The 25849-nt window shown below is 64.1% G+C and carries 30 protein-coding genes and 1 pseudogene; 9 read left to right on the top strand and 22 right to left on the bottom strand.

Going from position 1 to position 25849, the window contains the following annotated elements; all coding sequences use genetic code 11:
* Positions 1 to 66 precede the first annotated feature (66 nt).
* From RFM68_RS06880 to RFM68_RS06865, 4 genes and pseudogenes are all read right to left on the bottom strand, one after another.
* Positions 67 to 1086 (bottom strand): isopenicillin N synthase family dioxygenase, encoded by a 1020-nt coding sequence (locus RFM68_RS06880; protein ID WP_320231956.1) that lies wholly within the window; start codon positions 1084 to 1086, stop codon positions 67 to 69.
* Between the two features lie 256 nt (positions 1087 to 1342).
* Positions 1343 to 1711 carry an aspartate/glutamate racemase family protein gene (locus RFM68_RS06875; protein ID WP_320232153.1) on the bottom strand — a complete coding sequence of 123 codons (369 nt, stop codon included), beginning with the start codon at positions 1709 to 1711 and terminating at the stop codon, positions 1343 to 1345.
* A gap of 173 nt (positions 1712 to 1884) precedes the next feature.
* Positions 1885 to 2085: pseudogene (locus tag RFM68_RS33610) on the bottom strand (transporter substrate-binding domain-containing protein); the annotation flags it as partial.
* A 400-nt stretch (positions 2086 to 2485) separates the two neighbouring features.
* Positions 2486 to 3175, bottom strand: a complete 690-nt coding sequence (locus tag RFM68_RS06865; RefSeq protein WP_320231955.1) for an SDR family NAD(P)-dependent oxidoreductase — start codon at positions 3173 to 3175, stop codon at positions 2486 to 2488.
* Between the two features lie 228 nt (positions 3176 to 3403).
* On the opposite strand from RFM68_RS06865, the gene RFM68_RS06860 reads away from it, so the two are divergent.
* Complete coding sequence (locus tag RFM68_RS06860; protein ID WP_320231954.1) at positions 3404 to 4519, top strand: anhydro-N-acetylmuramic acid kinase; 1116 nt, start codon at positions 3404 to 3406, stop codon at positions 4517 to 4519.
* Here RFM68_RS06860 and RFM68_RS06855 read toward each other — a convergent pair.
* A complete protein-coding gene (locus tag RFM68_RS06855; RefSeq protein ID WP_320231953.1) occupies positions 4516 to 4938 on the bottom strand; it encodes a GNAT family N-acetyltransferase in 423 nt (140 codons plus the stop codon). The genes RFM68_RS06860 and RFM68_RS06855 overlap by 4 nt on opposite strands.
* A gap of 155 nt (positions 4939 to 5093) precedes the next feature.
* Between RFM68_RS06855 and RFM68_RS06850 the strand changes: the two genes are divergently transcribed.
* The 3 genes from RFM68_RS06850 (at position 5094) to RFM68_RS06840 (ending at position 7185) form a co-directional block, all read left to right on the top strand.
* On the top strand, positions 5094 to 5636 hold the full coding sequence (locus RFM68_RS06850) for a dihydrofolate reductase family protein (RefSeq protein ID WP_320231952.1): 543 nt from the start codon (positions 5094 to 5096) through the stop codon (positions 5634 to 5636).
* Positions 5637 to 5796: 160 nt separating this feature from the next.
* Positions 5797 to 6216: a GFA family protein gene (locus RFM68_RS06845; protein ID WP_320231951.1), complete on the top strand. Its 420-nt coding sequence runs from the start codon at positions 5797 to 5799 to the stop codon at positions 6214 to 6216.
* A 51-nt stretch (positions 6217 to 6267) separates the two neighbouring features.
* Entirely contained in the window at positions 6268 to 7185 is a 918-nt protein-coding gene (locus RFM68_RS06840) for a sigma-70 family RNA polymerase sigma factor (protein ID WP_320231950.1), read from the top strand.
* Between the two features lie 13 nt (positions 7186 to 7198).
* On the opposite strand, the gene RFM68_RS06835 is transcribed toward RFM68_RS06840, so the two are convergent.
* On the bottom strand, positions 7199 to 8377 hold the full coding sequence (locus RFM68_RS06835; protein WP_320231949.1) for an MFS transporter: 1179 nt from the start codon (positions 8375 to 8377) through the stop codon (positions 7199 to 7201).
* A 48-nt stretch (positions 8378 to 8425) separates the two neighbouring features.
* On the opposite strand from RFM68_RS06835, the gene RFM68_RS06830 reads away from it, so the two are divergent.
* Positions 8426 to 8965: an Lrp/AsnC family transcriptional regulator gene (locus tag RFM68_RS06830; RefSeq protein WP_320231948.1), complete on the top strand. Its 540-nt coding sequence runs from the start codon at positions 8426 to 8428 to the stop codon at positions 8963 to 8965.
* On the opposite strand, the gene RFM68_RS06825 is transcribed toward RFM68_RS06830, so the two are convergent.
* Together RFM68_RS06825 and RFM68_RS06820 are read right to left on the bottom strand one after the other, a co-directional pair.
* Entirely contained in the window at positions 8962 to 9465 is a 504-nt protein-coding gene (locus tag RFM68_RS06825; RefSeq protein WP_320231947.1) for a DUF8737 domain-containing protein, read from the bottom strand. The two genes, RFM68_RS06830 and RFM68_RS06825, sit on opposite strands and share 4 nt — an antisense overlap.
* Positions 9466 to 9561: 96 nt before the next feature.
* The gene (locus RFM68_RS06820; RefSeq protein ID WP_320231946.1) at positions 9562 to 10386 is read right to left on the bottom strand and encodes a class I SAM-dependent methyltransferase; all 825 of its coding nucleotides are present in this window, start codon (positions 10384 to 10386) and stop codon (positions 9562 to 9564) included.
* 83 nt (positions 10387 to 10469) lie between these two features.
* Here RFM68_RS06820 and RFM68_RS06815 point away from each other — a divergent pair, with 83 nt between their 5' ends.
* Complete coding sequence (locus RFM68_RS06815; RefSeq protein WP_320231945.1) at positions 10470 to 11423, top strand: LysR family transcriptional regulator; 954 nt, start codon at positions 10470 to 10472, stop codon at positions 11421 to 11423.
* Between the two features lie 4 nt (positions 11424 to 11427).
* Here RFM68_RS06815 and RFM68_RS06810 read toward each other — a convergent pair whose 3' ends face one another.
* Positions 11428 to 12579: a DJ-1/PfpI family protein gene (locus tag RFM68_RS06810; RefSeq protein WP_320231944.1), complete on the bottom strand. Its 1152-nt coding sequence runs from the start codon at positions 12577 to 12579 to the stop codon at positions 11428 to 11430.
* A gap of 88 nt (positions 12580 to 12667) precedes the next feature.
* Here RFM68_RS06810 and RFM68_RS06805 point away from each other — a divergent pair, with 88 nt between their 5' ends.
* Positions 12668 to 13609, top strand: coding sequence for a GlxA family transcriptional regulator (locus RFM68_RS06805; protein ID WP_320231943.1), 942 nt, complete (start codon positions 12668 to 12670; stop codon positions 13607 to 13609).
* Positions 13610 to 13621: 12 nt separating this feature from the next.
* On the opposite strand, the gene frp is transcribed toward RFM68_RS06805, so the two are convergent.
* Positions 13622 to 13957, bottom strand: a complete 336-nt coding sequence (frp, locus tag RFM68_RS06800) for a fluorescence recovery protein (RefSeq protein WP_320231942.1) — start codon at positions 13955 to 13957, stop codon at positions 13622 to 13624.
* 70 nt (positions 13958 to 14027) lie between these two features.
* Positions 14028 to 14927: a LysR family transcriptional regulator gene (locus RFM68_RS06795; RefSeq protein ID WP_320231941.1), complete on the bottom strand. Its 900-nt coding sequence runs from the start codon at positions 14925 to 14927 to the stop codon at positions 14028 to 14030.
* A gap of 110 nt (positions 14928 to 15037) precedes the next feature.
* Between RFM68_RS06795 and RFM68_RS06790 the strand changes: the two genes are divergently transcribed.
* Positions 15038 to 15646: an NAD(P)-dependent oxidoreductase gene (locus RFM68_RS06790; RefSeq protein ID WP_320231940.1), complete on the top strand. Its 609-nt coding sequence runs from the start codon at positions 15038 to 15040 to the stop codon at positions 15644 to 15646.
* Between the two features lie 53 nt (positions 15647 to 15699).
* Here RFM68_RS06790 and RFM68_RS06785 read toward each other — a convergent pair whose 3' ends face one another.
* Entirely contained in the window at positions 15700 to 16533 is an 834-nt protein-coding gene (locus RFM68_RS06785; RefSeq protein ID WP_320231939.1) for a helix-turn-helix transcriptional regulator, read from the bottom strand.
* Positions 16534 to 16631: 98 nt separating this feature from the next.
* Between RFM68_RS06785 and RFM68_RS06780 the strand changes: the two genes are divergently transcribed.
* Positions 16632 to 17534 (top strand): SDR family oxidoreductase, encoded by a 903-nt coding sequence (locus RFM68_RS06780; RefSeq protein ID WP_320231938.1) that lies wholly within the window; start codon positions 16632 to 16634, stop codon positions 17532 to 17534.
* Between the two features lie 58 nt (positions 17535 to 17592).
* Here RFM68_RS06780 and RFM68_RS06775 read toward each other — a convergent pair whose 3' ends face one another.
* The 10 genes from RFM68_RS06775 to RFM68_RS06730 all read right to left on the bottom strand — a co-directional run bounded on the left by RFM68_RS06775 (position 17593) and on the right by RFM68_RS06730 (position 25704).
* Positions 17593 to 18300: a GntR family transcriptional regulator gene (locus RFM68_RS06775; RefSeq protein ID WP_320231937.1), complete on the bottom strand. Its 708-nt coding sequence runs from the start codon at positions 18298 to 18300 to the stop codon at positions 17593 to 17595.
* Positions 18301 to 18422: 122 nt separating this feature from the next.
* The gene (locus tag RFM68_RS06770) at positions 18423 to 19175 is read right to left on the bottom strand and encodes an aspartate/glutamate racemase family protein (protein ID WP_320231936.1); all 753 of its coding nucleotides are present in this window, start codon (positions 19173 to 19175) and stop codon (positions 18423 to 18425) included.
* Between the two features lie 11 nt (positions 19176 to 19186).
* Positions 19187 to 19909 (bottom strand): ABC transporter ATP-binding protein, encoded by a 723-nt coding sequence (locus tag RFM68_RS06765; RefSeq protein ID WP_320231935.1) that lies wholly within the window; start codon positions 19907 to 19909, stop codon positions 19187 to 19189.
* Complete coding sequence (locus RFM68_RS06760; protein WP_320231934.1) at positions 19906 to 20685, bottom strand: ABC transporter ATP-binding protein; 780 nt, start codon at positions 20683 to 20685, stop codon at positions 19906 to 19908. The genes RFM68_RS06765 and RFM68_RS06760 overlap by 4 nt, the downstream gene beginning before the upstream one ends.
* Before the next feature lie 3 nt (positions 20686 to 20688).
* Positions 20689 to 21669, bottom strand: a complete 981-nt coding sequence (locus RFM68_RS06755) for a branched-chain amino acid ABC transporter permease (RefSeq protein ID WP_320231933.1) — start codon at positions 21667 to 21669, stop codon at positions 20689 to 20691.
* A 7-nt stretch (positions 21670 to 21676) separates the two neighbouring features.
* Positions 21677 to 22543, bottom strand: coding sequence for a branched-chain amino acid ABC transporter permease (locus tag RFM68_RS06750; protein ID WP_320231932.1), 867 nt, complete (start codon positions 22541 to 22543; stop codon positions 21677 to 21679).
* Positions 22544 to 22624: 81 nt separating this feature from the next.
* Positions 22625 to 23827, bottom strand: coding sequence for an ABC transporter substrate-binding protein (locus RFM68_RS06745; RefSeq protein ID WP_320231931.1), 1203 nt, complete (start codon positions 23825 to 23827; stop codon positions 22625 to 22627).
* 176 nt (positions 23828 to 24003) lie between these two features.
* Positions 24004 to 24270, bottom strand: coding sequence for a hypothetical protein (locus RFM68_RS06740; protein WP_320231930.1), 267 nt, complete (start codon positions 24268 to 24270; stop codon positions 24004 to 24006).
* 88 nt (positions 24271 to 24358) lie between these two features.
* Positions 24359 to 25219, bottom strand: coding sequence for a sigma-70 family RNA polymerase sigma factor (locus RFM68_RS06735; RefSeq protein WP_320231929.1), 861 nt, complete (start codon positions 25217 to 25219; stop codon positions 24359 to 24361).
* The gene (locus RFM68_RS06730) at positions 25216 to 25704 is read right to left on the bottom strand and encodes a carboxymuconolactone decarboxylase family protein (RefSeq protein ID WP_320231928.1); all 489 of its coding nucleotides are present in this window, start codon (positions 25702 to 25704) and stop codon (positions 25216 to 25218) included. Before RFM68_RS06730 ends, RFM68_RS06735 begins: the two co-directional genes overlap by 4 nt.
* Between the last annotated feature and the right edge of the window lie 145 nt (positions 25705 to 25849).

Genomic DNA, 25849 nt, shown 5'->3' with positions numbered 1-25849 from the left:
TTCCACGAACGAAATTCCAAAAATAGACGAAATTGCGAAAAAATCTCGCTCAACCATGGGAAATCGTCAGCTTGCGGCGGCCACTTTTTCCAGAAGATCGGCATAGTGGCGCCGCGCCACGTCGGGATGCGACCTCAGCCGGCTTTTCAGCACATTGGTTCCGACATCGCGGAACAGCGGATTGTCGGGATCGCTGGCCGGACCGCGCGCTTCCTCCGCCAGTTCCCCGGGCAGGTCGAGCAGCGGGATCGTCGCGTCAAGCCGGGCGCTGAAGAAGAAGGGAACCGAAATGCGCTCGACGCCGGCCGGCGGCGTGACGACGCGGTGCACGGTAGCCCTCAGATACCCGTTCGAGGCGAGTTCGAGCAGCTCGCCGATGTTGACGACGAGCGTTCGCGGGATCGGATCGACATCGACCCAGCTGCCGTCATATTCGACCTGCAGGCCCTTGTTCTCGTCCTGCAGCAGAAGGGTCAGAAAGCCGCCATCCTTATGCGCGCCGACGCCCTGGTCGCCGCCGGTGGCGTCGCGGCCGGGATAGCGCACGATCTTCATGCGATGGTTAGGCTCACTGCTGTAAATCGGATCGAAGGCGTCCTCAGGCTGGTCGAGCGACAGCGCGAAGGCCTTGAGCAGCCGGATCGCCACGTCGGTTGCCTTGGCCTGCCAGGCAAGCAGCGCCGGCTTGAGATCGGGAAGTGCTGCGGGCCACTGGTTCGGACCTTGCAGCCGCGTCCAGGCCGGCACGCCCGGCCCTTGCGAAATCGTCGTGCGCTCGACACCGATGTCGAGCTGCTCGCGCCAGTCGGCCTTGCCCCTGGTCAGCTCGCCGCCGGCACGCGTATAGCCACGGAACTGCGGCGACTTCACCATCTCGATGGCGAGCTTGTCGGCTTCCGGCAGGGCGAAGAAGCGGCGCGCCGCGTCGAGCACCGCATCGATCTCCGGCTGGGTGATGCCGTGGCCGCTGAGATAGAAGAAGCCGACATCGCGGGCGGCGGTACGCAGATCGAACAAGAAAGTCCGCAGTTCCGACGCGCCCTGTTCCAAGCGATCGAGATCGAGCACCGGAATTATTCTGGGCATGGACGGGCTCCTCTTGGCGGTAGCTCTTTGTTTTTCGCAATTCCGGACGGAAAACCGCCGCGCACTTTTCCTGGAATTGCTCTAGCGACCCCACCGCACGATGACATGAGCGTCATTGCCGGTGAAGAAATGCACCGACCAATCTCATTGCAAACGGAGCAAGCCGCCGCTCAATTCCCGGCTTTTGCGGCAAATTGCGTTCAAACGGGCTTCGGTTGAGGCCAATTGGTCGGAGGTCTCCACGAGCGGTAAATTCCTATGAGGCCCGCTGCGCGGCGCGCCAGGTCAATCGGCCGTTCCCCTGCAGCCGAGGCACGGTCGGCAGGCCTCGCGCTTCCTGGCTACCGAAACCCAACCGTATCAGGCAGGCCCGCGCCAGGGCTGCATTGCTGTCGACGACCATCAGCCCAGCCGGGTCGTTCAGGCTGGCGGCCACGACCGACAGTTCGGTGCAGCCGAGAAGCGTGGCATCGGCGCCGGCCGATTGCGCGATATCAAGCGCGCGCTCGGTCTCGGCCGCGGCTTGCGCGATCGCACCGGCCTTGACGAGGCCGATTGCGCTGTCGACGCGCTCCTGAAACTCCGCACTTTGCGGAACGCAAGCCTCGAACCCCGCCGCCGATATCCTGTCCCGGTATTCCAGCCCGCGAAGCGGCGTATCTGCGCGTGCGGAAAAGTCGTCGCCGCATAAGTGGCGAAGGATGAGCCCTCGATCACGCCGAGATCGCCGGAGAAATCGCGAATGATCTGTTCGGGCGGCTTGCCTTGCGCAATGCGCGCCAGGTTGAGGCGGTTGGCGAGCAGACCCTGGTGAAACATGGCGTAGGGCCGGGAATAGAGGATCGAGCGACCGCGCTGAAGCGTGCGGCTGAGCTTGCCGATCGCCGTGTCCGCCTGACCGGAAATCAGTTGTTGCACCATGGCATCGAAGGTTACCGCGGATCGGTCGAACACCGGTTCGACGCCCAGCTCAGCGGCTATGCCGCGCGCCAGGTCCATGTCGATGCCGTTGTCCCCCGAGCCGTCGGCCGGAAAGAATGGATCGGAGGCGAAGGCCGGCATGGCAATGCGCAGCTTGTTGTCGCTCACGATTGCTTTGGAGTGTCTTGCGCCTGTCCTGGTCGCCGCCTGTGCGACCAGCAGCCCTGCGCCTCCGGCTGCAAACAGCGTGCGACGTGTAAGCGGCATGCGCATTTCTCTACCGTGCAGGAGAGCCGGATGACAATTCTGACCAATGCGCAGTATGCATGCCGAAGTTAAGCAAAAGTAGCTTTTGCTTTTCGCCTTGTTACATAGCTGATCGCTAAAATGGCATCAGGAAATATGCGGTTTTCCTAAAATAACGAAGGTCGCCGGTAGGGCGCGTTACTGTACGGGTCCGGGCGGTCAACGTGAATCGTCAGAACGTCTCGACCCAGGGTCGGAGCTCGACCTCGAAACTCCAGGCGCTGCGATGCTGGCGATGGACGGCGAGATAGGTCTCGGCGATCGCGTCCGGCGAGAGGCGCCGATCGGGACGGTCCGCGTCGGCAACCTGCCCGGCCGGCTCGATCTGGCCGTCGATGATGAAATGCGCGACATGGATGTTCTTCGGGGAAAGCTCGCGCGCCATCGACTGTGCCAGCCCACGCAGGCCGAATTTCGGCATGGCGAAACCGGCCGAACCCGAAAAACCCTTGAGGCTTGCGCTGGCGCCGGTGAACAGGATCGAGCCGGAGCCACGCGCCAGAAGCCGGCGCGCCGCCTGCCGGCCAACCAGGAAGCCGCCATAGGCGCCGACGAGCAAGGCTTGCTTGACCGCCTCGGGATCGAGCTCGGCGATCGGGCCGCGCGTGCGGCCGCTGGCGTTGAAGACGGCGATTTCGAGCGGGCCTGCCTTGTCGGCCGCCTCGAACAGGCGCTCGACGGAGGCGGCGTCCGACACGTCGGTTTCTATCGCCTGCGCGCCGGTTTCCTTGACCAGCGCGGCTAATTTGTCGACATTGCGGGCGGCAAGGATTACGCGGAAACCTTCCCTGCCGAGAAGCCGCGCCAATGAAGCGCTGAGCCCCTGCCCCGCGCCCGCGATCACCGCAACATTGTCAGCCATGTCGTGTCCTCCTTGCGAAAATCCACCCGGACAGTCGGCCCGCTGGTTTTCTTTGTCCGCAGCCTCGCGCCTTCTTGGCCGAGAGGCAAGAACGGCGTTGCTCCGTTTTCACCATTCGACGTAAAAAGCCGTCGGCCCATGCGGCGGCCTGCCTGGGCGTGGCGAGATACTTGCCTGACGAGCCGATCCGTCCGACACGTGATTTGAACGGCGATTCGAGGAACGACCATGGAACCAATCTGGGCCGTCGGCCTGATGACCGGCACGGTGCTCGACGGCAACATCGACGTGGCGCTGATCAAGACGGATGGCGAGCGCATCGCCGACACCGGCACCTATACCTTGGCCCCCTACCCGCAATCGATCCGCACCCTGCTGGAGGAAACCCTGCGCCAGGCGCGCGCCTGGAATTTCGAAGGGCCGGAACCGGCGATCTTCCGCGCGGCCGAGGAGGCGCTGACACGGGCGCAGTCGGCCGCGGTGAAGGATCTGGTCGAGAGCCAGGGGATGGGCATGGCCGATATCGGTGTCGTCGGTTTCCACGGCCAGACCGTGCTGCATCGCGCGCCGCAGCCGGGGCGGATCGGCCGCACACGCCAGCTCGGCGACGGCGAGCTGATGGCCGCGCTGCTCGGCACCAAGGTCGCCTATGATTTCCGCTCGGCCGATGTCGCGGCCGGCGGCCAAGGCGCGCCTCTGGCCGCCGCCTATCATGCGGCGCTGCTCAAGGAGGCGGACGCCAGCGGCGACACCGCCGTGCTCAATCTCGGCGGCGTCGGCAACATCACCTGGTGGGACGGCAAGGACAATATCGTCGCCTTCGACACCGGGCCGGCCAATGCGCCGGTCAATGACTTCATCAAGTCGAAGGGCCTCGGCGAAATGGACCGCGACGGCAGACTGGCTGCCGCCGGCAAGGTCGACGAGGAAAGGCTCGCGCGGCTGCTGCAACATTCGTACCTGACCAAACCCTACCCGAAATCGCTCGACCGCTTCGACTTCACCGCGGCGATGGCCGAGGGGCTCGACGCGGAGGATGGCGCGGCGACGCTGACGGCCTTCACCGTCTCGGCGGTCGGCAAGGCGCTCGACCTGTTGCCGCGCCGGCCGAAGCGGCTCGCGGTCAGCGGCGGCGGCCGCCGCAACCCGACGATGATGGCGATGCTCTCAAGCCGCGCCGGCGCCCAGGTCGTACAGGCCGAAACGCTTGGATGGAAGGGCGACGCGGTGGAAGCGGAGTGCTTCGCCTTCCTCGCCGTGCGCGTGCTGCGCGGCCTGCCGATCAGTTTTCCAAGCACCACCGGCGCTCCTGAGCCGATGCGCGGCGGAAAACTGGCTGGCTAAGGCAGCTTCTTCTGCAGGAAGATGCGGTTGCGGCCGACAGGGAAATCCGGCAGCGATCCGAACGGCTTATAGCCCTGGCGCTGATAGACCTTCTCGGCGGTCGGATTGAAGGTGTCGATCCAGGCGCCGCGGCAGCCGCGTGCGATGGCTTCCTGTTCGGCGGCGCCGAGCATGCCGGCGGCGATGCGTCGGCCGCGCAGCTTTTCGTCGACCCACAGCCACTGCACGTAGAGCCAGCCCCAGGCGGTGTAACCGGCAATGCCGGAGACGACGGCGCCATGCTCGTCGCGCCCAAAAACAGCCAGCGGCTTTCGGCCTGACACGCCGACGTCTGCATCATTGAAGGCGGCAAGGCTCCCGCTCAGAAAAGCGAGGTCCTGCGGCAAGGGCTCGGCCGTGACTTCAAGGGTCGTCTTCATCGCGCTTCAGCTCCGGCCGATATTGCGCCAAGGCATATCGAAAGACCCAGGGTAGCGGCAAGCCAACCCCGTTCCTGAAAAAATTCGCCGCACCACGTATCCCGGAGCGCGCCTCGAACGTCCTAGGAGGGTCGTCCACGCAGCAGGAGAATTTTGTGGTGAGGAAATTGACCATAGGCAGCTTCGTCTCACTCGACGGCGTTGTCGAGGCGCCAATGAACTGGGCGTCGCCGTTCTTTGTCGGCGATGCGGTGGAACATTCTTACGAGAAAGCCGGCGAAGCGGATTTCTTTCTCCTCGGTCGCGTGACCTACGAGTTGTTCTCCAACCGCTGGCCGCAGATCGAGGGCAAGTACATGGACCGGATGAACGGGCTGAAGAAACTCGTGGTATCGCGAACCTTGAAAGAGGTCGGCTGGAATGCGTCATTGATCGAAGGTGACGTCGCCACCCGGATCGCCGAGATCAAGGCGCAAGGTGACGGTGACATTCTGAAATACGGGGTGAGCAATCTCGACCAGACCCTGCTGGCCAATAAGCTCGTCGACGAGTACCAGCTTTCAATCGTGCCGACGCGGGTGGGCCACGGCAAACGCGCCTTCCAGGATGTCGACCCATCGCTGGTCAGGCTGGAACTCACGGACACACACCGGTTCGACAGCGGTGTCGTCACGCTGACCTATCGCGTGCTGAAATGACCTTGGCGCAAAGAAGTCGATCACGTGATGTCCGGACCGGCTCCGATGCCCAGCCCAGCCGAAGACTGCAAGCATGCGCCACGTATCCTTTTCTCACCGCCATACGTCTTGGAGTCGGCCGGCGATCGTGCCGGTCGCCAAGCGCGGAGACTATTGGGCTATGTTGAAGACCTACGCAGGTAGCTGCCATTGCGGCAAGGTGCGGTTCGAGGCGGACATCGATCTCAGCCGGGGAACCGTCAAATGCAATTGTTCGACATGCTCCAAGACGCGCTCCTGGGTGGGATTTGTCGGCCCTCAACATTATCGCCTCATGTCCAGGGCCGAATTGCAGACCGAATACCAGTGGATCCCGCCGGGCAGGGATGCGCCCAGCATCCAGTATCATTTCTGCGCGACCTGCGGCGTGCGCATGCCGGCGCGCGGCGATATTCCGGCCCTTGGCGGCATCGTCTTCGCCATTCCGATAGCGGCTCTCGACGGGATAGATCCGGAAGAATTGGCGACGGCGCCGGTGATGTATGTCGACGGCAGACACGATCGCTTCGATCGGGCTCCCGATGACATCAGGTTGATGTAACATGGCCGGGCCTTGCTCCGGCGAGACGCGCATAACGATGTTCGTGTTGTCATGACAATGCAGCCAAGACTTGAGCCAACCGGGCTCTTCGACGTTCGCTATGCCGCATTCCTGGAAACGGTCGCGCATTTGCGCGGCCGGTTGCACCGCTATTGCGCGCGCATGACAGGCTCGGTGCTCGACGGCGAAGACGTCATGCAGGAAGCGCTGTTCGAGGTCTATTGCAAGATCGACAGGCTCGACGATCCGAGCGCTCTTCGCTCCTGGCTGTTTCGCACCGCGCACAACCGCTGCATCGATTTCCTGCGCAACCAGAAAACGCGCCGGCGCGCCGAAGCCAATTTCGCGGTGGACGACATCGTTCTGCCTGCCGAACCGGCGGGCCAGGGCGCCGATCGCGCGATCGAGCGGCTGGTGATCCACCTGCCGCCCAAGGAGCGTGCCTGCGTTCTTTTGAAAGACGTCTTCGACCATTCGTTGGAGGAGATTGCCGACCTCGTCGGATCGACGGTCGGCGGCGTCAAGGCGGCGCTCAGCCGTGGTCGCGCCAAACTGGCGGCGTTGCCGTGCCGGCCAGTCGTCCGCTCGGAGCCTTCGCAAGATCCACAGCTCGCCAGATTGCTCGCCCGCTATGTCGAACTCTTCAACCGCCGTGACTGGGACGGCGTGCGGGCATTGACCAGCGCCGACGCGCAATTGCGGGTCTCGGACTGCTTCAGGGGCCTCTTGTCGGAATCGCCTTATTTCGTCGAATATGAAAAAGGCAAGGCGAACTGGAAGATGGAAATCGGCGCGGTCGATGACGAAATCGTGCTGCTCGTGCTCCATCGAAGCGAAGGCGGCCGGACACCGGTCTATCCTGTTCGAATCGAAGCAACCGACGGGATCATCAAACGGATAAGCGACTATTATGCGTGCCCTTGGCTGATAAGGGCGGCACACGCGGTTGTCGTTGCAGGCCCAAACTGACCGCGCGGACCGGTCAGCCCGCCGACCGCCACGCCGCGGCGCTCGCCGCCACCAGCATCAGTCCGGCCGCGATCAAGGCGCAGTTGGCGAAGCCGAGGCTCGTATAGAGCGGGCCGAAGCCTGCCGTGCCGACGGTGACGGCGAGGTAGGTGACCGCGCTGTTCAGCCCCATGATGGTGCCGCGCCGCGAAGGATCGAGCGCGGTGAGGCGCATGACCAGCACGTTCAATCCGAAATGATTGGCTAGGCCCCAGACGGCTATTGACGCAAGGAGGAGGCCGAAGCTGCCGCTCGCCAGGGCGATCGCGACATAGACGGCGGCGACCAGCAAATAAGCGAAGGGCATGACGCGGCGGGCACCGAGGCGGTCGATGATGCCGTCGAGCAATGCGGCCGCGCCGAAGCCTAGGCCATAGGCGACCGCCGCCAGGCCGTTGGCGCTGACCGGCTCGCCTAGGGCTTCATGGAGATGATCGCCGAGATAGCCGTAGACGCCATAGAAGGCGGTCATGAAAGCGCCGCAGGCAATGAGCAGCGGGACGATGCCAGGCACGGCGAGCGCGCCGAGCGGCGACGGCGCCGGGCCGCTTTTCCTGATGTCGTGCAACGAACTCATCGCCAGGCCGGCAACGGCAGCTCCCGCCAGCAGCGCCACGGCGGCGAAGACGGCGCGCCAGTGGATGAGATCGGCCAGCACCGCCGACAGCGAGACGCCGGCGACCATGGAAAGCGTCCAGCCGGTCAGCACGACGCCGATCGTGCCGCTCTCGCGACCGGGCGGCGCAATCGCGGCCGAGCTGGCATAGATCGCCGGCATGGCGATGCCAGCCGCAATGCCGGCAACGAGCTGGGCGGCCACCAGCGCCGTCACCTTCGGCGCGAGCGCGCTGGCGACAAGAGCCAGCGCCAGCAGCAGCAAGGCGCCCTGCAGCATGCGCCGCGCGCCAATCCTGTCGATGTAGCGGGCAAGGAAGAGCGCGCTGGCCGAAGTGCCGAGGCCGAAGGCGGCGGCCGCTGTCATCACCGCCGGAACGCTTGTCTCGAACGATGCAGCCACGGCCGGCGCTATCGGACCCAGAACCAGCGAATTGGAGCCGATGACGGCGATGCAGCCTGTCAGCAGATAGGCGGCGGCCGGGATCGGAGCGCGCGGCGCCGCAGTCAGAATTGCTGATTGATCACTGTTCGACATATCTTCATAATGGCCGAATTGAGTTCCGCATCAATGGAGAATTTCCATATGGACGCAGAAACAGATGACATTCAGCGGAACAAGCATCCCGCTCGCGAGGTCGACGCCATCGACCGAAAGATATTAGGCGTTCTCGTCGAGGACGCGACCATCAGCTATGCCGAGCTCGGCGAGCGGGTCGGCCTGTCGCCGCCGGCCGCGCATGAGCGGGTCAAAAGGCTGAAGCGCAGCGGCGCCATCCGCGCCACATCGGCGATCATCGATCCAAGGGCGGTCAAGAAGCCGCTGCTCGCCTTCGTGCATATCGACACCAGGGGCTGGGGCAAGACGCCGGAGCTGATGGCGGTTTCGAAATTTCCGGAGGTCGAGGAAATCCACACGGTTGCCGGCGACACTTGCATGCTGCTCAAGGTGCGCACCGAGGATACGCGCGCGCTCGAAGGCCTTCTGGCCCGTCTCTACGACACGCCCGGCGTCACCTCGACGCGCAGCTATGTCGTGCTGTCGACCTATCTCGAGCGTCCAGTGCAGCCGGAGACCACGGCCGAATGGCCGGCGCCCAAACATATGGCGACGCCGGTCTATTAGGTCGCGGCGGGCCGATGGCGCCTGGAACGCGCCAGCAGATAGAAAGCCGCGACATGCGTGATCATCAGCAACGGCACATAGATGATCGGAATCGCATAGGTGGCGCCCAATTGGCCGGCATGGCCAGGAAGGTCGAGCATAGTGCCGTTATAGTAGTCGCCGACGATGTCGATCACACCCACGAGATTGAAGGCGACGACGAGCGGCCAGAAGAGCGAAGGTCTCCTCGCCGCAAGCAGCGTCAGCATGGCCAGCAACCCGGTTGCAAAGTCGCCATAGGCAGCGAAGACAGCGAAGCCGACGGGAAGGTTCGGACCGACGACGCCTGGAATGAGGAAGACGAGGCCGAAGAAGCGGAAGCTGTGCAGCATCGCGATGGCGCGCTGCGCTTCGAAGCTGTCCATTGATTTGAGCCTGGGCCAGATATAGGCGGCGAAGCAAAGCAGCCACGGCACATAGCCCAGGCCGAGATGGATGTTGAGGATTGTCGCCGGCGACATTTCCGTCTCCTTCAAGTATTTGCTCTGACGCAATTCCCGACGGGAGGCTACGGCGAGGCCGCCGAGCCTAACCACTGCACACTTTCCTGGGATTGCTCAACTGGTTGGAACGGCTTCGAACACCGCTGTCAGAATGCCCAGCCGGCCTTCCATCAAATTGCGTCCGAGATTGAAAGTAAGGTCCACGAAGCCAGACCCCATGACGACGCCGAGATTGAGCGAAGGCGGACCGGAGGCGCGGAGCTCGGCGAACCAGGCCTTGGCGGCAGCCGTGTCGTCGCGGCGCACGAGCGCGTCGAAGCCGGCGGCTTCAATCGCCGCGCAAGTCGCGTCGGCCGTCAGCAGGAAGCTTTCGCCCGGCGTCTTCGCCCACGGAACCGGATAGTGCGGGTCGCCACCATTCAGCACAACGTCGAAGGTGGCGAATTTTCCGCCCGGCCTCAGCACCCGCCTGATCTCGCGGTAGAGCAGCGGCCGGTCGGCTATGTTCATCGCCACGTGCTGCAAAAGCGCTGCATCGAACCGGCCCTTTTCGAAAGGCAGCGCCAGCGCGCTGCCGGTTTCGAACGACACTTCGCCATCCTGCCCGGTTCGCGCGGTCAAGTAACACGCGGCCTCGACGAAGGGTTCGCTGAGATCGACGCCGGTCACCTTACAGCCATAGGTCGCAGCCAGGAAGCGAGCCGGCCCGCCAACGCCCGATCCAACATCCAGGACCGACATATCCGCGGTGATAGCCGCAAGACTGGCCAGCTCCGCCGTCGCGGCCAGTCCGCGGGTGTGGAACTGGTCGAGCGTGGCCAGTTGCTCGGGCATCAGCGGCTGTTCCTCTGACCCAAAGACCGCCAGGGCCGTCTTCAGGCGTTCGGTCAGGCCGGTCGAGCGGTAGTGATCGCGCACGCGATCGAGTTCATCAGTCATTGCCGCTTCCCTTCAGGTTTCAAGTCACGGAAGGAATACGACCGCTTTCTGCCAGAGACTATCCGCGATAATATCGATGGGTCATGAAGCAGAACTTCACAGTCAGGCATGGCGCGCTCGATGGCGTCGAGGCTTTTTTGAGCGTCGCCAAGCACCGCAATTTCCGCAAGGCGGCGGCAGAGCTTGCCGTCACCCCGTCAGCGATCAGCCAGGCGATACGCACGCTGGAGGCGCGCATAGGTGCTGCGCTCTTCATCCGCACGACGCGCAGCGTCGGTCTGACCGAAGCCGGCGAACGCTTTTTCGCACGCGCCCGGCCCGCATTCGAGGAATTGATCGCCGCGAGCGAGATCGCGCGCGGGATGGGCCGGCGGCCGGCGGGGCTGTTGCGCCTTTCGGTACCGCCGGCGGTGGTGCCTATGCTGCTGGAGCCAATGATCGCCTCCTTCTGCCAGGCCTATCCAGAGATCGAGCTGGAGATCGTCGCCAGCGGCGAACTGGCCGATCTCGCCGCCGAGGGATTCGATGCCGGCATACGCATGGGCGACTTGATCGCGCCCGATATGGTCGCGGTCCGTCTGACGCCGTCCTTCCCGATGGTGGTCGTCGGCAGTCCCGAATATTTGGGCCGGCGCGCGGCGCCTGAGCGTATCGAGGATTTGCGCGACCATGCCTGCCTGCGCCTGCGGCGCTCGAATGGTTCGGTCGCGCCATGGGCCTTTGTCGACGGCAACAAGGCGGTCGAGGCAATCGTCTCGGGACCGCTCATCGCGCACGACTATCCGTCGCTTCTCGGCGCGGCGATCCAGGGTGTCGGACTGGCCCAGGTGCCAAGCCCGATCGCCGAAGCGCCGATTGCCGATGGGCGTCTGCGGAAGCTGCTCGGCCGCTTCGCGGTGACCATGCCGGGCGTTTTTCTCTATTACCCGGAGAGGCACCAGGTTCTGCCCAAACTGCGTGCCTTCATCGACCACATCATACATCCGGGCGAGCCAGGTGCTTCCCCGAAGCCATCGGGCAGGCGGCGGCAAAGCTGACGCTTCATCGTGCCGACTGTGTCCGTGGATATTCGAGCTGCATGGCGACGAAATCGGTGGTGCGCGCGCCGTAGCGCGCCATGATGTCTTCGAGCGTCCGGTCCAGGGCCCTTGCCGGCTGCGTGTCCGCCATGGCCGGCAGCTTTCGATCCGCCGGCCAGTCGCTCGCGACCTGATCGGGCAGGATGCGGATACCGTCGCGGCTGACGACGGCGCCATCCTTCGCGGCAAAGGTGACCGCGCCGGAGCGAAAGGTTCGCGACCAGGCGTCGGCCACCAGCGCCAGCGACACCTCGTCCATGCCCGGCGTCAGCGGGATGCCGAGCTGCTCGTGATTGAAGAAGGCGAGCGTGTTGCCGATCGCCGTCAGCGCGAAAGGCCGTGTGAACTTGAAGCCGCCGCTGTCGTGGCGTGCATCCCAGCGCTCAAGCCCAAGACCGCGGGCGACGGCCTCGGCCTTTTCACGGCCGGCAATCGCCTCGATCAGGGTCAGCATCATCGGCATCGACGCGGTGATGCCGGTCGTGGTCGCGACCCCTTGATCGACGACATAGCGGCGGTCGGCGACATAGCGGATCGTCGGGTGTTTTTGACGCAGCTCGTCCAGCGAATACCAGTGCGTCGTCGCGCGCTTGCCGTCGAGCAATCCGCTGGCGCCGACCACCTTGGCGCCGGCGCAGATGCCGATCACCATGGCGCCCTTGGCCGACTGGCTTCTGAGCCATTTCGTCACGTCCGGATCGTCGTCGCGCATCATGGCGGGAACGATGACATAATCAGCGCCTTCCGGATGCTCGGCGTCGAACGAAGCCGTCGTGGCGTCGGGCTCGACACGCAAGGCCGGGTGCAGTTGAACCGCTCCCGGTCGGGTCGCCAGCGCAACGACGTCGGCGACATCGGCGCGGCGCAGGATGCCGTAGGGCATCAGATAATCGGTGGTCTCGGTGCCGTCATTGACGCCGACGATCGCGATCAGCGGGCGCTGGCGCTTCGGCGGCTTCAGCGCCGCGAGCGTGGCCTCGGCCTCGCTGGCGGCGATCGCCGGCTGCACGGCGGCGATGGATGCCGAAGGCAGCGACAGCAACCAGACGGCGCCAACCACCACCAAGAGCGCAACGACCCCCAGCGTGCTCCACAACAACATCCGCAACCTCATGGCTCAGCCCTCTTGATCTAAACGCTTGACTATCAGCCTAGCTGCGTCTGATCTTGTCCGAAATGACATATATCGGGCAAAAACTGCCATGCTGCGGACGATAGGCATCATCATCCATCCCGGCTTCCAGTTGCTGGATGCGGCCGGGCCGGCGGCGGCCTTCGAGCTGGCGGAACATTACGCTCCCGGCAGCTACCGGGTGGATATGCTGGCGCCAAGCGGCGGCGAGGTCGAGAGCTCCTCCGGCATGCGCCTTTTGGCACGCCCATTGTCCGACACCGAGCCGCTCGACACAGCCGTCATCTCCGGCGGCGAGATCATCCGCTCGCTTGCCGCCGCACAACAGATCGTCGCCTGGCTGCGGCACGCCAAGGTGCGCCGGACAGCCAGCGTCTGCACCGGCGCCTATCTGCTGGCGGAAGCAGGACTCCTCGACGGCCGGAGCGCCACCACGCATTGGTGGAGCACCGACGATTTTGCCCGCCGCTATCCGCAAGTGAAGCTCGAGCCCGAACGCATCTTCACCCAGGACGGCAGCGTATGGACTTCGGCCGGGATCTCCGCCGGCATCGACCTGGCGCTGGCGCTGATCGAGGACGATCTCGGCGCGGCGATCGCGCGCCGCACCGCTCAGCAATTGGTCGTCCACCAGCGCCGGCCGGGTGGGCAGTCGCAATTCTCGGCACTCGTCGAACTTGGCGGACGCTCGGGCCGCTTCGTCGAGCTGATCGAATGGATGCGCGGCAAACTCGCAGAGCCGCTGACCGTCGAGCGCCTTGCCGACCACGCCGCCATGAGCCCGAGACATTTCGCCCGCGCCTTCACGGCGGAGACCGGCGCCACCCCGGCCAAGGCGGTAGAGCGATTGCGCCTCGAAGCCGCGCGGATGGCGGTGGAGACCGGCAATGCGCCGCTCGACCGCATCGCCGAGCAGAGCGGCTTCGGCGATGCCGGTCGCATGCGCCGCGCTTTCTTGAGAGGCTTCGGCCAGCCGCCGCAGGCACTGAGGCGCGGGGCGGTGCGACGGTGATGCCTGCAGGGCCTATTCCTTGTGCCAGGAAAGGAACCTGTGGATCTCCTCCCGCTTGTCCTCCGACAAACCGGAAAGCTGGCTCTCGTTCAGATATCCTTCCCGGATGAGAGCGGCGAAAACGACGATCAGCTGCGAATAGCGATAGTCGAACATCTGATCGATCTTTCGGCGTTGCTGACGCAGATAATCTTCGATCTCCCACATGTCATCAGGTGTCGTGACTGCACCGACCTTGCTTTTGAGTTCGGCCATCGCCTTGCCGAGCGCTATCTTCAGCGCGGTATCGAAAGCGCGGCGTGCGACTTTCTTTTCGGACGACGACCACCTGAGTTCGTTGACGCTCACGGATATCTCCCTGGAGAGTTCCCACTCTTACTGCCTAAGTAACCTGGCGCAGGCATCAGCGCCAAGCATCTCATCTTCGTTTCCTCTCGGCCGCCGCCAGCAGGTCGACGAACGCGCGCACCTTGGCCGGCCTGAAGCGGGCCGGCGGATAGACGGCATGGATGCCGCCAGACGGCAGGGTCCAGTCGGCGAACACCCGCACGAGCCGGCCGGCGGCGATATCGTCCTCGACGGCGAAGTCGGGGAAGATGCCGAGGCCGATGCCGGCACTGACGCAAGCCTGCACCGCCGGGGTCTTGTTGCAGATCACGACCGGATTGAGTTCGGTCAGCACCGTCTCGCCGTCCTTGAAGAACAACCACTGCCCGATGCCGCGCAATTGCGCGTTGCCGACCCATGGTAGGGATTTTGCGTGCTTCGGGCTCACATCGGCCGGAAGGCCGGCCGCGAGCTTCGGGGTCGCAACGACGAATTGCTGCAAGGTCCCCAGGCGGCGCGCCTGGTTGGAGGAATCGGCGAGCCAGCCGATGCGGATGCCGAGGTCGATTTGTTCGTCGACCAGGTCGCTGATCGCATCGTCGAAGTTCGCCTCGACCTTCATTTTTGGGTATTTCCTCAGATACTCGGCAATGGTCGGGGCGACGATCTTCGCGCCATAGTCCAGCGACGCGGTGAGACGCAGCGTTCCGGTCGGCCTGCCCGCGCTTTGCGAGATGTCGCCATAGGCCGCCTCCGCCTCGCGCAGGATGATGGCGGCGCGGTCGTAGAACTGCCGGCCCTCCTCCGTTGCGGTGACGCGTCTTGTCGTGCGCTGCAACAGCGTTGCGCCAAGCTCCGCTTCAAGCTTGCCCACCTGGTGGCTGACCACGGCCTTGGCGACGTCGAGGCGAGCGGCGGCGGCGGTAAACGATCCGGTCTCCACGACGGTGGTGAAGTAGACGAGCCGGTTGAGATTGAGGAGGTCTGCCATCGCCATTGTCCGATTTGATCAGACAGTTTGTATGATTGATCGCGGTTTTTCGCAACCGGCCGAACTGCCATCTGGGTCCAAGACGCTTCCCCCAACGGAAAGGACTTCCCATGAAGATCGCACTCGTCGGCGCGTCCGGCCAGGTCGGCTCGCGCCTGCTCAAGGAGCTCTCCGATCGCGGCCATGCCATCACCGCGATTGCCCGCAACCCGGAAAAGATCGCCGCGCTGCCCGGCGTCACCGCCGTCAAAGGCGACGCCTTCGACAAGGATGCCCTTGGCGCTTTGATCAAGGGCCACGATGCCGTGATCAGCTCGGTGCATTTCACCGCCAGTGATCCCGACACGCTGATCGCGGCCGTGCGCGCCTCCGGCGTCAAGCGCTATCTCATCGTCGGCGGCGCCGGCAGCCTCGAAGTCGCGCCCGGCAAGCGACTGGTCGACACGCCGGAATTCCCGGCCATCTACAAAGCGGAGGCGCTCAAGGGCGGGGACTTCCTGGACAAGCTCGGGACCGTCACCGACCTCGACTGGACCTTCCTGTCGCCTTCGGCCCTGTTCGTCGCGGGCGAGCGCACCGGCAAGTTCCGGCTCGGCAAAGACACGCTGCTGACCACCGACAAGGGCAGCAGCATCTCCTTCGAGGACTATGCCATCGTCATGGCGGACGAGATCGAAAACCCGAAGCATATCCGGCAGCGCTTTACCGTCGGCTACTGAGGCGGACTACCTTCAGTTCTTTGTGGCGGGCCGCCGGTCGCGGCGGACCGCCATTACAGGGAACGGGACTCGATCAACGATTGGATGCGTTCGGCGTCCGCGCGCGTGACGGGGTTGTAGACGATCATGCCGAGTTCCGGGCGGCCGTCGACCGCGAAGACGGAGAACTCCAGTTCGATCAGCCCTATCTCGGGATGCCGCAGACGCTTCACACCTTCGCCATGGGCGGGGACGACGTCATTGTCGCGCCACAGCGCCGCGAATTCGGGACTCATGCGGGAAAGATCCTCGACGAGCTCGGTGACCTCCGCGCCGGCGCCGGCGCGGACCGCGTCGGCCCTGAACGAGCCGACGACGAAGCGAGCGACATTCTCCCAGTCGTCCTGTGCCTCCCGCACGCGCGGGTTGCCGAACATCAGGCGCAGGATGTTGCGCTGTTCGCGTGGCAGCTTGGAATAGTCGGTCAGCATTGCCGCCGCGGCACGGTTCCAGGCAAGCACGTCCCACGTCGCGGTCTTGATGATTGCCGGGCTGGGCTCCAATGCGTCCAGCACGCGCTGCAAGCGCGGCGTCACGCTGTCGACATTTCTGTAGCGGACTTCCGGAGGCCGCCCGAGGCCCAGCATGAACAGGTGCTCGCGTTCGGGCTCGGTCAGCATCAGCCCTATCGCGATGCGGTTGAGCACATCGGCGGACGGCGCGCCGCCCCGCCCCTGTTCCAGCCAGGTGTACCAGGTTGGGCTGATATTGGCGCGCTGCGCCACCTCTTCGCGGCGCAACCCTTGCGTTCGCCGTCGCCCCGTGGCGAAGCCGAAGGTGGCGGGGTCGAGGCGCATGCGACGATCGCGAAGGAAGGTGCCAAGCTTGTTGGTCGTCTCGACGGGCATTGCGATCCTGTTGGCTATTATACCATGATAAAGTCACTACTTTAACAGGATGATTTATAGCGCAATAACGGCCAACGAGCAACACAGGAGACCTTCCCATGCGTGTATTCCTTACCGGCGCGACCGGCTTCATCGGTTCCAGAATCGTGCCCGAACTTCTTGCCGCCGGGCATCAGGTGCTTGGCCTGACACGGTCGGACGCAGGGGCGCGGTCGCTTGCGGCTGCCGGGGCCGAGACGCATCGCGGCGACCTAGAAGACCTCGACAGCCTGCGCGACGGCGCGGCTAAATCGGATGCGGTGATCCATACCGCCTTCGACCATAATTTCTCGAACTTCGTCGCGAATTGCGAGAAAGACAAGCGTGCGATCGAAGCGCTCGGCGGCGCGCTCGCCGGCTCGGACCGGCTGCTCATCATCACGTCGGGCGTCGGCATGGGCTCTGCCGAACACGGACAGCCGGCGAGAGAAGATTTGTTCAACACCGACCATCCCAATCCGCGCATCCTGTCGGAGCTTACCGGCGCGGCGATGGCGCAGGCCGGCGTCAAAGTATCGGTGGTGCGGCTGCCGCAGGTGCATGACACGGTGAAGCAAGGGCTTATTACCCCGCTGATCGCTCAGACGCGCGCCAAGGGGGTGTCGGCCTATCTCGGCGAGGGCCGTAACCGATGGTCGGCGGCGCATGTGCTCGATGTCGCGAAGCTCTACCGTCTGGCGCTGGACAAGCAGGAAGCCGGCGTGCGCTACAACGCCGTGGCCGAGGAAGGCATTGCCATGCGCGAGATCGCGGAAGTGATCGGCGCCGGGCTCAACATGCCGGTGGTCTCGCTGTCACCCGAACAGGCAACGGAGCATTTCGGATGGCTAGCCATGTTCGCCGATCTCGACCTGCCCGCATCCAACGCTTGGACCTGCAAGCACCTCGGCTGGCAGCCGAGCGGACCCGGCCTTATCGCCGATCTTGAGCGGATGGATTATTCGCAGGCGGCCGCGGCTTAACGCCATGTCTCTTGGCGGTTCGGCGATCCGGCTGAACCGCCTCACATTCCATGTTGCGCTAGGCGCGCAGCACGTCGGCCAAGCTGTCGGACTTCTCAACCTTGTCGGTGAGATCCAGTCCCGACAGCAGGTCGACCAGATGGCTGTTCATCAGGGCGGCGGCGTTGGCGCTGTCGCCGGCCTCGATGGCGTCGACCAGGGCGTGATGGGCGTGCTTCTCGCAGGTCGCGTCGCGGCGCTTCCAGTAAAGCGCGATGATCAGCGAGGAGTGCGAAACGAGGTCGCGGACAAAGTTGGTGAACACCGAATGCGCCGCGATCTCGGCGATGCCGACATGGAAGCGCGCCGACAGCATGATGGCATCGCTGTCGCGGCCGTCATGCAGCGCTTCATGCTCCTTTTCGAGATGTTGTTTCAGTTGCGCGATGTCAGACGGCACAGCCGTCCTTGCGGCAAGCGCCGCCACCTTGGGTTCGATCAGCGCCCTCGCCTCGAACACCTCGCGGGCCTCGATCTTCGACGGCTGGGCGACGAAGGCGCCGCGATTGGGCTCCAGCCGCGCCAGCCGGTCATGCGCGAGCGCCTGCAGCGCCGCGCGGATGACGGTTCGGCTTACCGAATAGATCGACGCCAGCTCGTCTTCCGGCAGCTTGGTGCCCGGGGCAAGGCGATGGCTGACGATGGCGTCCCTCAATCCATAATAGATCGGCGACCAGCGCGCCGCCGGCTTGTCGTCTCGCTCTTCTTCCCTGAGTACCGTCAACATGCTTTCAATGCGCGGGCCCAACACGGGCCAATCTGCCCCAAATCGCCAGCAGCCGCCTCAATCTAATGTCGCTCGCGCGCCGGTCAATCCCAGCAGACTAAGGCCCGCCCATCCCAACAGCGTCAGACGGACGGAACGACCTCGGCCTCCGCCGGCGAGAGCGAGGCGAAGATCCCGGCGAACCGTTTGCCGCGCGGCGCGGCATAGCCACCAACCTTCGAGGTCCGTAAACCCACCTTGAACAGGCCTTCGGCCAGCGTGACGGCACAGACGACGCCGTCGAGCACCGGAACGCCGTGCTCTTCGGACAGGCTGTGCGCAAGGTCGGCCATGCCGGCACAACCGAGCACGATCGCCTCGGCCTTATCCTCGCTGATGGCGCGCGCGATCTCCTCCGAGATCCTATGCCTGGCATTCGATCCGGGCTGTTCGAGGTCGAGCACGGCGACTTCCGACGAACGCACCTTGGCGCAGCGCGAGGCAAGGCCGTACTTCGCCAGGTTGTGCTCGATCGCCGGAACCGACCGGGCAAGCGTGGTAACGACGCTGAACTTGCCGGCGACAAGGCTCGCCATATGGAACGCCGCCTCGCCGATGCCGATGACGGGAGCCTCGGTCGCACAGCGAGCAGCGTCGAGCCCGGTGTCGTCGAAGCAGGCGATCACATAGGCATCCGCCGCCGGCGCCTTGCCCATCTCCGCGATGATGCCCGGAATGGCAAAAACCTCATCGAAATAGCCTTCGATGCTCGGCGGACCGTCGGCCGGATTGACGGCGATGATCTCGGTCGCGCCGGAGGCGACGCTTGCAGCCGCCTCGCCGATCTTGGCGGTCATCGATGCGGTGGTGTTGGGATTGATGACGACTATGCGCATTCCAATCAGCCTCAGATCTCGCCGCCAAGATAAAGACGCTTGACCCGGTCGTCGGTCAGCAATTCGGCGGAGTTGCCGCTCAGCGCGACGCTGCCGGTGGTCAGCGCATAGGCGCGCTGCGAGATGCGCAGCGCCATGCGCGAATTCTGCTCGACCAAGAGCACGCTGACCTTCTCGTCGCGGTTGATGGCGACGATCGAACGGGCGATATCCTGGACGAGCTTGGGCGCGACGCCGAGCGACGGCTCGTCAAGCAGCAAAAGCTTCGGTTTCGCCATCAGCGCGCGGCCGATGACCAGCATCTGCTGCTCGCCGCCGCTCATCGTGCCAGCGGCCTGCGAGAAGCGCTCCTTGAGCCGCGGAAACCGCCCCAGCACCATCTCCATCGATGCGGCGATCTCGGATTTGCTGGAGCGCGTGAAGGCGCCCATCAGAAGATTGTCCCTGACCGTCATGTAGGGGAAGACGCGGCGTCCTTCCGGCACCATGGCGATGCCCATCTTGACGATCTCGTCGGGGGCGGCGCCATCGATGCGCTTGCCGCCATAGTGGATCTCGCCGGACCTGATCTTGCGCAGGCCGGTAATGGCGCGAAGGATCGACGACTTGCCAGCGCCATTGGCGCCGATCAGCGCGACGGTCTCGCCCTCGTTGACCTCGAGCGAGACTCCCTTCAGCGCGTAGACGTGGTCGTAGTAGAGCTCGACATTGGCGAAGTTCAGGATCTGGTTCATAGGCCGATCGCCTCGTCTTCGCTGCCGAGATAGGCTTCGATCACCTTCTCGTTGGCCTGGATTTCCGACGGCGTTCCCTCGGCGATCTTCTGCCCGAAATTGAGCACGACGAGCCGGTCCGAGATCTTCATCACGGCCGGCATGTCGTGCTCGACGAGCAGGATGGTGAGGCCGCGCTCGCGCAGGCGCCGCACCATCTCGACCATGCGCATGGTCTCGTCGTGGTTCATGCCGGCGAAGGGCTCGTCGAGCAGCAGGATGGAGGGGTTGGTGGCCAGGCCGATGGCGATGCCAAGCGCCCGCAAATGGCCATGCGGCAGGTTGCGGGCGGTTTCACCGGCAAGCGGGGAGAGACCAAGCAGCGCCAGGATCTCGTCGGCAGAAGTGCCGAAGGCGGCCTCGTCGGCTCTCGCCGCGCCGGTGCCGAGGAAGAAGCCGAAGAGGCTCGCCTTGGAGCGCAAATGGTGCGCGATGATGACGTTGTCGCGCACGCTCATGTTCTTGAAGATCGTCGTCTCCTGGAAGGTCCGCACCACACCCCTGCGGGCCGCGATGTGGGGGGCGAGACCGGAGATGCGCTCGCCTTTCAGGCGCACCTCGCCGGTTGTCGGCTTGAGGAACGACGAGATCAGCTTGAACAGTGTCGACTTGCCGGCGCCGTTCGGCCCGATCACCGACAGGATCTCCTTCTCGCGCACCGAAAAGGAGACGTTGTTGACCGCGACGAGACCGCCGAAGCGTTTTGTGAGGCCGGAGACTTCGAGCATTTCGGCCATGGCTCAACCCTTTTTCCGGGTCATTTCGGCAAGGCTGAGCAAGCCGTTGGGCAGCACCAGCATCAAGACGATCATCAGGCCTGAATAGATGAGCAACTGGAACCGGCCGGTCTGGAACAGAAGGTCCCAGCCGAAATAGAGCACCAGCGTACCGAGCATCGGACCGAACACATAGCCGAGGCCGCCAAGGAAGCAGTTCAGCATGAAGTTGACGGAATCGGTGACGGTGAAGCTCGACGGATAAATCGATTGCGAGATGGCGGCAAAGATGGCGCCGGAAACGCCGCCGAAGAAGGACGAGACGGCATAGGCGATGACGCGCAGATAGGCGATGTTGACGCCGATCGAGGAAGCGAGTTCCTCATTCTGCTGCAGCGACTGGCAAAGCTTGCCGATGCGCGAATTGACCAGCCGGTACATGACCGCGAAGCAGACGACCATCAGCGTGACCGCCAGCAGGTAGAAGGCGAGCCGCGAATTCTGTAGCGTTGCGAAGTCCGGGATCAGCGTGATGCCGAAGACCGACAGCGCGCCCGGCAACGGGATGCTGACGATGCCCTTGGCGCCGTTGGTGATCGGCAGCGCCAGCGCAAGCAGGCGCGCAACCTCGGTCAGCACCAGCGTGACCATGGCGAAATAAACGCCGCGCAGGCGCAGGATCGGCAGGCCGATCAGCACGCTTGCCGCAGCGCAGAAGAGACCCGCGACGGGGAGCGTCAGCCAAAACGACCAGCCATGGGTCATCACCAGGATTGCCGAGACATAGCCGCCCGTCAGCGCGTAGGCGCCCTGGCCGATGTTGATGCGGCCAATGTAGAAGGTGAGCCAGACACCGGCGCTGGCGATGCTGAGCAATGCCACCGAGGTCAGCGTGTAGTAGAGGTCGAAGCGGCCGCTCAACGAGATCGCGGCCGGCACTGCGATGAAGACGATCGCGAGAAAGGCGGCGACCGCGGCGATCTTGATATTGCGATTGAGGGTCATGGCGCGATCAACCCCACGGCTTGCCCATTAGTCCGTTGGGGCGGACCGACAGGAACACCATCAGGGCGGCGAAGATGACGAGGTAGGTGACGTCGCCATATTCGCGCAGCACCGTGAGGCCGACCGATTCCATCATGCCGAGGATGAAGCCGCCGGCGATGGCGCCGCCGACGACGCCGGCGCCGCCGATCATCACCATCATGAAGGCCTTGATCGAGATCGGCCCGCCGATGCCGGAATTGACGCCGGTGATGGTGACCAGCAGCCCACCGACGACGCCCGCGAGCATGGCGCCCATGGCGAAGCCGATCATCGAATAGCGGTCGACCTTGACCCCCATCAGTTGGGCGGCAACACGATCCTGCGCGAGCGCCCGCATGGCGCGGCCGACCCGGCTGTATTGCATGTACAAGACGAAAGCGGCGATGAAGATGATGGCTAAAGCGCCGACGACCAGCCGGTCGTAAGGCATGATGATGCCGGCGTCGTTGAAGACGCCCTTGACGATCTTGGGAACGCCGCGCTGCTTTTCACCGAAGATGAGCAGGATGACGGCATCGAAAAAGAAGGCGGTGGCCGCGGCGAGCAGCATGGTGCTCTCCTCGCGGTGGCTTCGCCTGATGACGGTTCGAAAGAGGAATTTCTCCATCAGCGCGCCGATGACGGCGAGCGTGACGCCGGAGGCGAGCAGCGCCACCACGAAAGGCAGGCCGAGCTGGCCGTAGACGGTATAGGTGATGAACCCGCCCAGCACGTACATCTGGCCGTGGGCGAAATTGAGCACGTTCATCAGGGCAAAGATCAGGGTGAGCCCGAGCGCGATCAGCGCATACTGGGCACCCAGATACAATCCGTTGGCGATGACCTGTTCCATGGACACCTTCGATCTTCCACGGGGTCCGGCCTATCGACCGGCCCCATGGCAAGCTGGAGGAAGTGGTGCTCGAAGGTAATGCTAGTCGACGGAGCCGACGAACAGGGTCTGGAAAGCGCCGTCCTTGTACTCGTTGACCACCATCGGCACCGAGAGCTGGCGCTTCTGGCCGAAGGACGTCGAGCCGACATAGCTCAACTTGGCGTCGCCCTTGAGGAAGGGATTGGGCGCCGTGAAGGCGTCCATTGTCTTCTTGAATTCCGCGACGTCGTTGATTGCCGCTGGATTGGCCTTCAGCGTGTCGAGAATGTATTCCAGGGCGTAGACCTTGGTGTTGGACTCGTCGTTGTATTCGCCGAACATCTTGGTGTAGCGGGTGACAAATTCCTTCATCGTGTCGGAGGCAATCTCGGGCGTGGAAGCGCCACCAACGGAGATGAAGCCGTTGGCGTATTCGCCGGCACCTTCCTCTAGAACCTTGGCGTCCTGCGCGGTTTCGGTCGAGATCAGACCCTCAAAGCCGAGCTCGCGTGCGGCGCGGATGAGCAACGGCGCGTTGGCCGGCGCAACACCCGACAGCACCAGCAGGTCGGGCTTCAGCGCGACGATCGGCGTCAGCACCGGGGTGAAGTCGCGGGTGTCGTTCTGGTAGGTGTCGTTCTGGGCGACGATATCGAGGCCGAGCGCCTTGGCCGCCTCGACGCCGCCGTCACGCTGGCTCAGCGGGTCGGACTCGTTCGCAGCGACAAAGGCGATCGTCTTCACGCCCTTGTTTTCCTTAAGGTATTTGTAGATCGCCGGACCCGACTGGTAGTTGGCGATCATGCCGAGCACCGCGTTCGAAGCCGGCTTTTGGTAGAGCGCCTTGGGGAAGGCGTAAGGGAAATAGATGATGCCGTTGGCCTCGGCGACGGGGCGCACCGCGGCGGCGCCGTCATCGACGTTCGGCCCGACGACATAGTGGACGCCTTCCTGCGCCATCTTCTCCATGCCGGCGATGGCACGCTTGGGATCCTTCTGGTCGTCGAAGGTGACAATGTTGATGTTGTAGGTGTCGTTGCCGATCTTGACGCCACCGGTTTCGTTGAGCCAGGCGGCGCGCGTCTGCATCGAGCGCACGTTCGAGGTGCCCCAGGCAGCGGCCGGACCGCTGGTGACACCGACAAAACCGATTTTCAGTTCCTTGTTTTCAGCCTGCGCGGACGAAATGCCGACTGCGGCAATCGCCAGGGCCGAGACGGCGCCGAGCGCCATTGATTTCAGAGTCGAGCGACGGTTGATCATATCTGCAGTTCCCCTTGGTTATCGCGCTTTATGTTTTGCTCGTAGGCTGCGCGGATAGCGTAAAGGGAAACCGGCTGCGACAGATTGTCAACATCTTTCTTCCGTATTGTATACAAAGCTCGAACCGATGTGTGCGAGCTCATCGAGACCGACCCCGCGGAACGCCGCCGGGGAACCTATTTCCCGCAATAGTGGTCGCTGATGTCGTTTACCGCATCCGCGTCCGGCCCGACGCGGTGATACGCGCAGGCGCCCGCCGCCGTGGTGGACATCTGCCGGTCGTAGTAGCGCGGGCCGCCGAACAGAGCGTCGATGATGTCGTCGCTGGCCGGAACATAGCGCTCCTGCTCGATGATGCGGTGGCGATGCCGTTCGCCGGCGGAAGCCGGGCCGGCGGCAGCCGCGGCAAGCATGAGTGCGGCGATTGCAAAATATTTCGTCATGGCAGCGACCTTCCGGCAATTGGATCTGCAGCATATTCAAAATCGCCAGCGGAGCAAAAGTTCCCGCATGGGGCTTGTCCGCACACCGCTAGTGCAGATGCCGCAGCTTGTCGGGGTTGCGCATGACATAGATCGCCGTGATCTTGCCGTCCTCGACGTCCAGGGCGGTGGTCTGCAGCTCGCCGTCGACCTCCAGCGTGACGAAACCGGGCAGGCCGTTGATGAAGCCGTAGCGGACCAGCTCCGAGCGGTTGTCCTTGAGCCACGCCGCCACGACCGCGTATTGCGTCATGACCGCCTCGAACCCAAGCGCCGGCTCGGTCGCCGCAGGGCGTTTGCCGCCGCCATCGGCGTGGGCGGTGACATCGGCGCTCAGCATCGCGCCGAGCGCTTTCATGTCGCCGCTGCGCGAAGCGTCGAAGAACGCCTCGGCAATCTCCAGGCCGCGCTGTTTCTCGACCTTGAACCGGGGCCGCGCCTCTCGGACATGCTCACGCGCGCGGGCGGCAAGCTGGCGGCAAGCGCCCGGATCGCGCTCGATCTCGGCCGCGACTTCCTCGAATTGGAGGCCGAACACGTCATGCAGCAGGAAGGCGGCGCGCTCGAGCGGCGACAGGCGCTCCAGCGCCATCATCAGCGGCAAGGTGACGTCCTCCGCCTCATCTTCCTCCACGACCGGCTCGGGCAGCCAGGGGCCGACATAGGTCTCGCGCTGGTGTCGCGCGGATTTGAGCTGGTCGAGGCACAGCCGCGTGACCGTTCGGCGCAGGAACGCCTCGGGCTGGCGCACCTCGGCGCGCTCGGTCCTCATCCAGCGGATGAAGGCTTCCTGCACCACGTCCTCGGCATCGGCGACCGAGCCAAGCATGCGGTAGGCGACCCGCATCAGCTTGGAGCGCAGCGGCTCGAATTGCGCCGCCGCGCCCGCATATGCCGGCTCCGTCGTCAAGCGGCTGCAGCCTTGGCGGCAACCGCCTTGTTGGCAGCCTTGACGGCCGCCGGATCGACAAAGCCGCCGAAGCCGACGGCGATGCGGTTCCAGCCATTGATTATGTTGATCATCAATGTGAGCTTCACGCGCTCCTCCTCGGAGAAATGCGGCTTGAGCGCTTCATAGGCCGCCTCATGCGTATGGCCTTCGCAAATCCTGGTCAGCGCCTCGGTCCAGCCGAGCGCGGCGCGCTCGCGGTCGGTATAGCATGGCGCCTCGCGCCAGGCCGACAAGAGATAGATGCGTTGCTCGGTCTCGCCGCGCTCGCGGGCATAGGTCGAATGCATGTTGATGCAGTTGGCGCAGCCATTGATCTGGGAGGCACGTATCTCGATGAGCTCGGCAAGCGCCGGATCGAGGCTGCCGGCAATGGCTAAAGAGGCACGGTGCCACTCCTTCATCAGCGAAGGAGCGGCGGCAAGGGGGTCAAGTCTGACAGTCATGGTCGGTTCCTTTCATTGCTTCCGACCTCAAGACGAGCGAGGCTTGCGCGATTGTGACATCGGCCCGGGTTTTTTGCCTGCCGTGCCGCCAATTGACCGGTCGTGCCGACTCCTCTCGGATAGCCCGACACCGCCGAAGTAAGAT

It is taken from the genome of Mesorhizobium montanum, from assembly GCF_033977145.1.
Classification (GTDB): Bacteria; Pseudomonadota; Alphaproteobacteria; order Rhizobiales; family Rhizobiaceae; genus Mesorhizobium; species Mesorhizobium montanum.
The sequence above is the reverse complement of the archived record's forward strand: the minus strand, read 5'-3'. Positions and strand labels throughout refer to the sequence as shown.

What these genes read in the sequence shown, in the direction of transcription:
- RFM68_RS06730 (WP_320231928.1), bottom strand. Translation starts at nt 25,704, where the DNA reads ATGACTGTCAGACTTGACCCCCTTGCCGCCGCTCCTTCGCTGATGAAG.
- RFM68_RS06810 (WP_320231944.1), bottom strand. Translation starts at nt 12,579, where the DNA reads ATGAGGTTGCGGATGTTGTTGTGGAGCACGCTGGGGGTCGTTGCGCTC.
- RFM68_RS06830 (WP_320231948.1), top strand. Translation starts at nt 8,426, where the DNA reads ATGGACGCAGAAACAGATGACATTCAGCGGAACAAGCATCCCGCTCGC.
- RFM68_RS06765 (WP_320231935.1), bottom strand. Translation starts at nt 19,909, where the DNA reads ATGAACCAGATCCTGAACTTCGCCAATGTCGAGCTCTACTACGACCAC.
- RFM68_RS06805 (WP_320231943.1), top strand. Translation starts at nt 12,668, where the DNA reads ATGCTGCGGACGATAGGCATCATCATCCATCCCGGCTTCCAGTTGCTG.
- RFM68_RS06825 (WP_320231947.1), bottom strand. Translation starts at nt 9,465, where the DNA reads ATGTCGCCGGCGACAATCCTCAACATCCATCTCGGCCTGGGCTATGTG.
- RFM68_RS06865 (WP_320231955.1), bottom strand. Translation starts at nt 3,175, where the DNA reads ATGGCTGACAATGTTGCGGTGATCGCGGGCGCGGGGCAGGGGCTCAGC.
- RFM68_RS06845 (WP_320231951.1), top strand. Translation starts at nt 5,797, where the DNA reads ATGTTGAAGACCTACGCAGGTAGCTGCCATTGCGGCAAGGTGCGGTTC.
- RFM68_RS06815 (WP_320231945.1), top strand. Translation starts at nt 10,470, where the DNA reads ATGAAGCAGAACTTCACAGTCAGGCATGGCGCGCTCGATGGCGTCGAG.
- RFM68_RS06835 (WP_320231949.1), bottom strand. Translation starts at nt 8,377, where the DNA reads ATGTCGAACAGTGATCAATCAGCAATTCTGACTGCGGCGCCGCGCGCT.
- RFM68_RS06785 (WP_320231939.1), bottom strand. Translation starts at nt 16,533, where the DNA reads ATGCCCGTCGAGACGACCAACAAGCTTGGCACCTTCCTTCGCGATCGT.
- RFM68_RS06760 (WP_320231934.1), bottom strand. Translation starts at nt 20,685, where the DNA reads ATGGCCGAAATGCTCGAAGTCTCCGGCCTCACAAAACGCTTCGGCGGT.
- RFM68_RS06820 (WP_320231946.1), bottom strand. Translation starts at nt 10,386, where the DNA reads ATGACTGATGAACTCGATCGCGTGCGCGATCACTACCGCTCGACCGGC.
- RFM68_RS06855 (WP_320231953.1), bottom strand. Translation starts at nt 4,938, where the DNA reads ATGAAGACGACCCTTGAAGTCACGGCCGAGCCCTTGCCGCAGGACCTC.
- RFM68_RS06775 (WP_320231937.1), bottom strand. Translation starts at nt 18,300, where the DNA reads ATGTTGACGGTACTCAGGGAAGAAGAGCGAGACGACAAGCCGGCGGCG.
- RFM68_RS06840 (WP_320231950.1), top strand. Translation starts at nt 6,268, where the DNA reads ATGACAATGCAGCCAAGACTTGAGCCAACCGGGCTCTTCGACGTTCGC.
- RFM68_RS06795 (WP_320231941.1), bottom strand. Translation starts at nt 14,927, where the DNA reads ATGGCAGACCTCCTCAATCTCAACCGGCTCGTCTACTTCACCACCGTC.
- RFM68_RS06860 (WP_320231954.1), top strand. Translation starts at nt 3,404, where the DNA reads ATGGAACCAATCTGGGCCGTCGGCCTGATGACCGGCACGGTGCTCGAC.
- RFM68_RS06780 (WP_320231938.1), top strand. Translation starts at nt 16,632, where the DNA reads ATGCGTGTATTCCTTACCGGCGCGACCGGCTTCATCGGTTCCAGAATC.
- RFM68_RS06745 (WP_320231931.1), bottom strand. Translation starts at nt 23,827, where the DNA reads ATGATCAACCGTCGCTCGACTCTGAAATCAATGGCGCTCGGCGCCGTC.
- RFM68_RS06790 (WP_320231940.1), top strand. Translation starts at nt 15,038, where the DNA reads ATGAAGATCGCACTCGTCGGCGCGTCCGGCCAGGTCGGCTCGCGCCTG.
- RFM68_RS06750 (WP_320231932.1), bottom strand. Translation starts at nt 22,543, where the DNA reads ATGGAACAGGTCATCGCCAACGGATTGTATCTGGGTGCCCAGTATGCG.
- RFM68_RS06740 (WP_320231930.1), bottom strand. Translation starts at nt 24,270, where the DNA reads ATGACGAAATATTTTGCAATCGCCGCACTCATGCTTGCCGCGGCTGCC.
- RFM68_RS06770 (WP_320231936.1), bottom strand. Translation starts at nt 19,175, where the DNA reads ATGCGCATAGTCGTCATCAATCCCAACACCACCGCATCGATGACCGCC.
- RFM68_RS06755 (WP_320231933.1), bottom strand. Translation starts at nt 21,669, where the DNA reads ATGACCCTCAATCGCAATATCAAGATCGCCGCGGTCGCCGCCTTTCTC.
- RFM68_RS06880 (WP_320231956.1), bottom strand. Translation starts at nt 1,086, where the DNA reads ATGCCCAGAATAATTCCGGTGCTCGATCTCGATCGCTTGGAACAGGGC.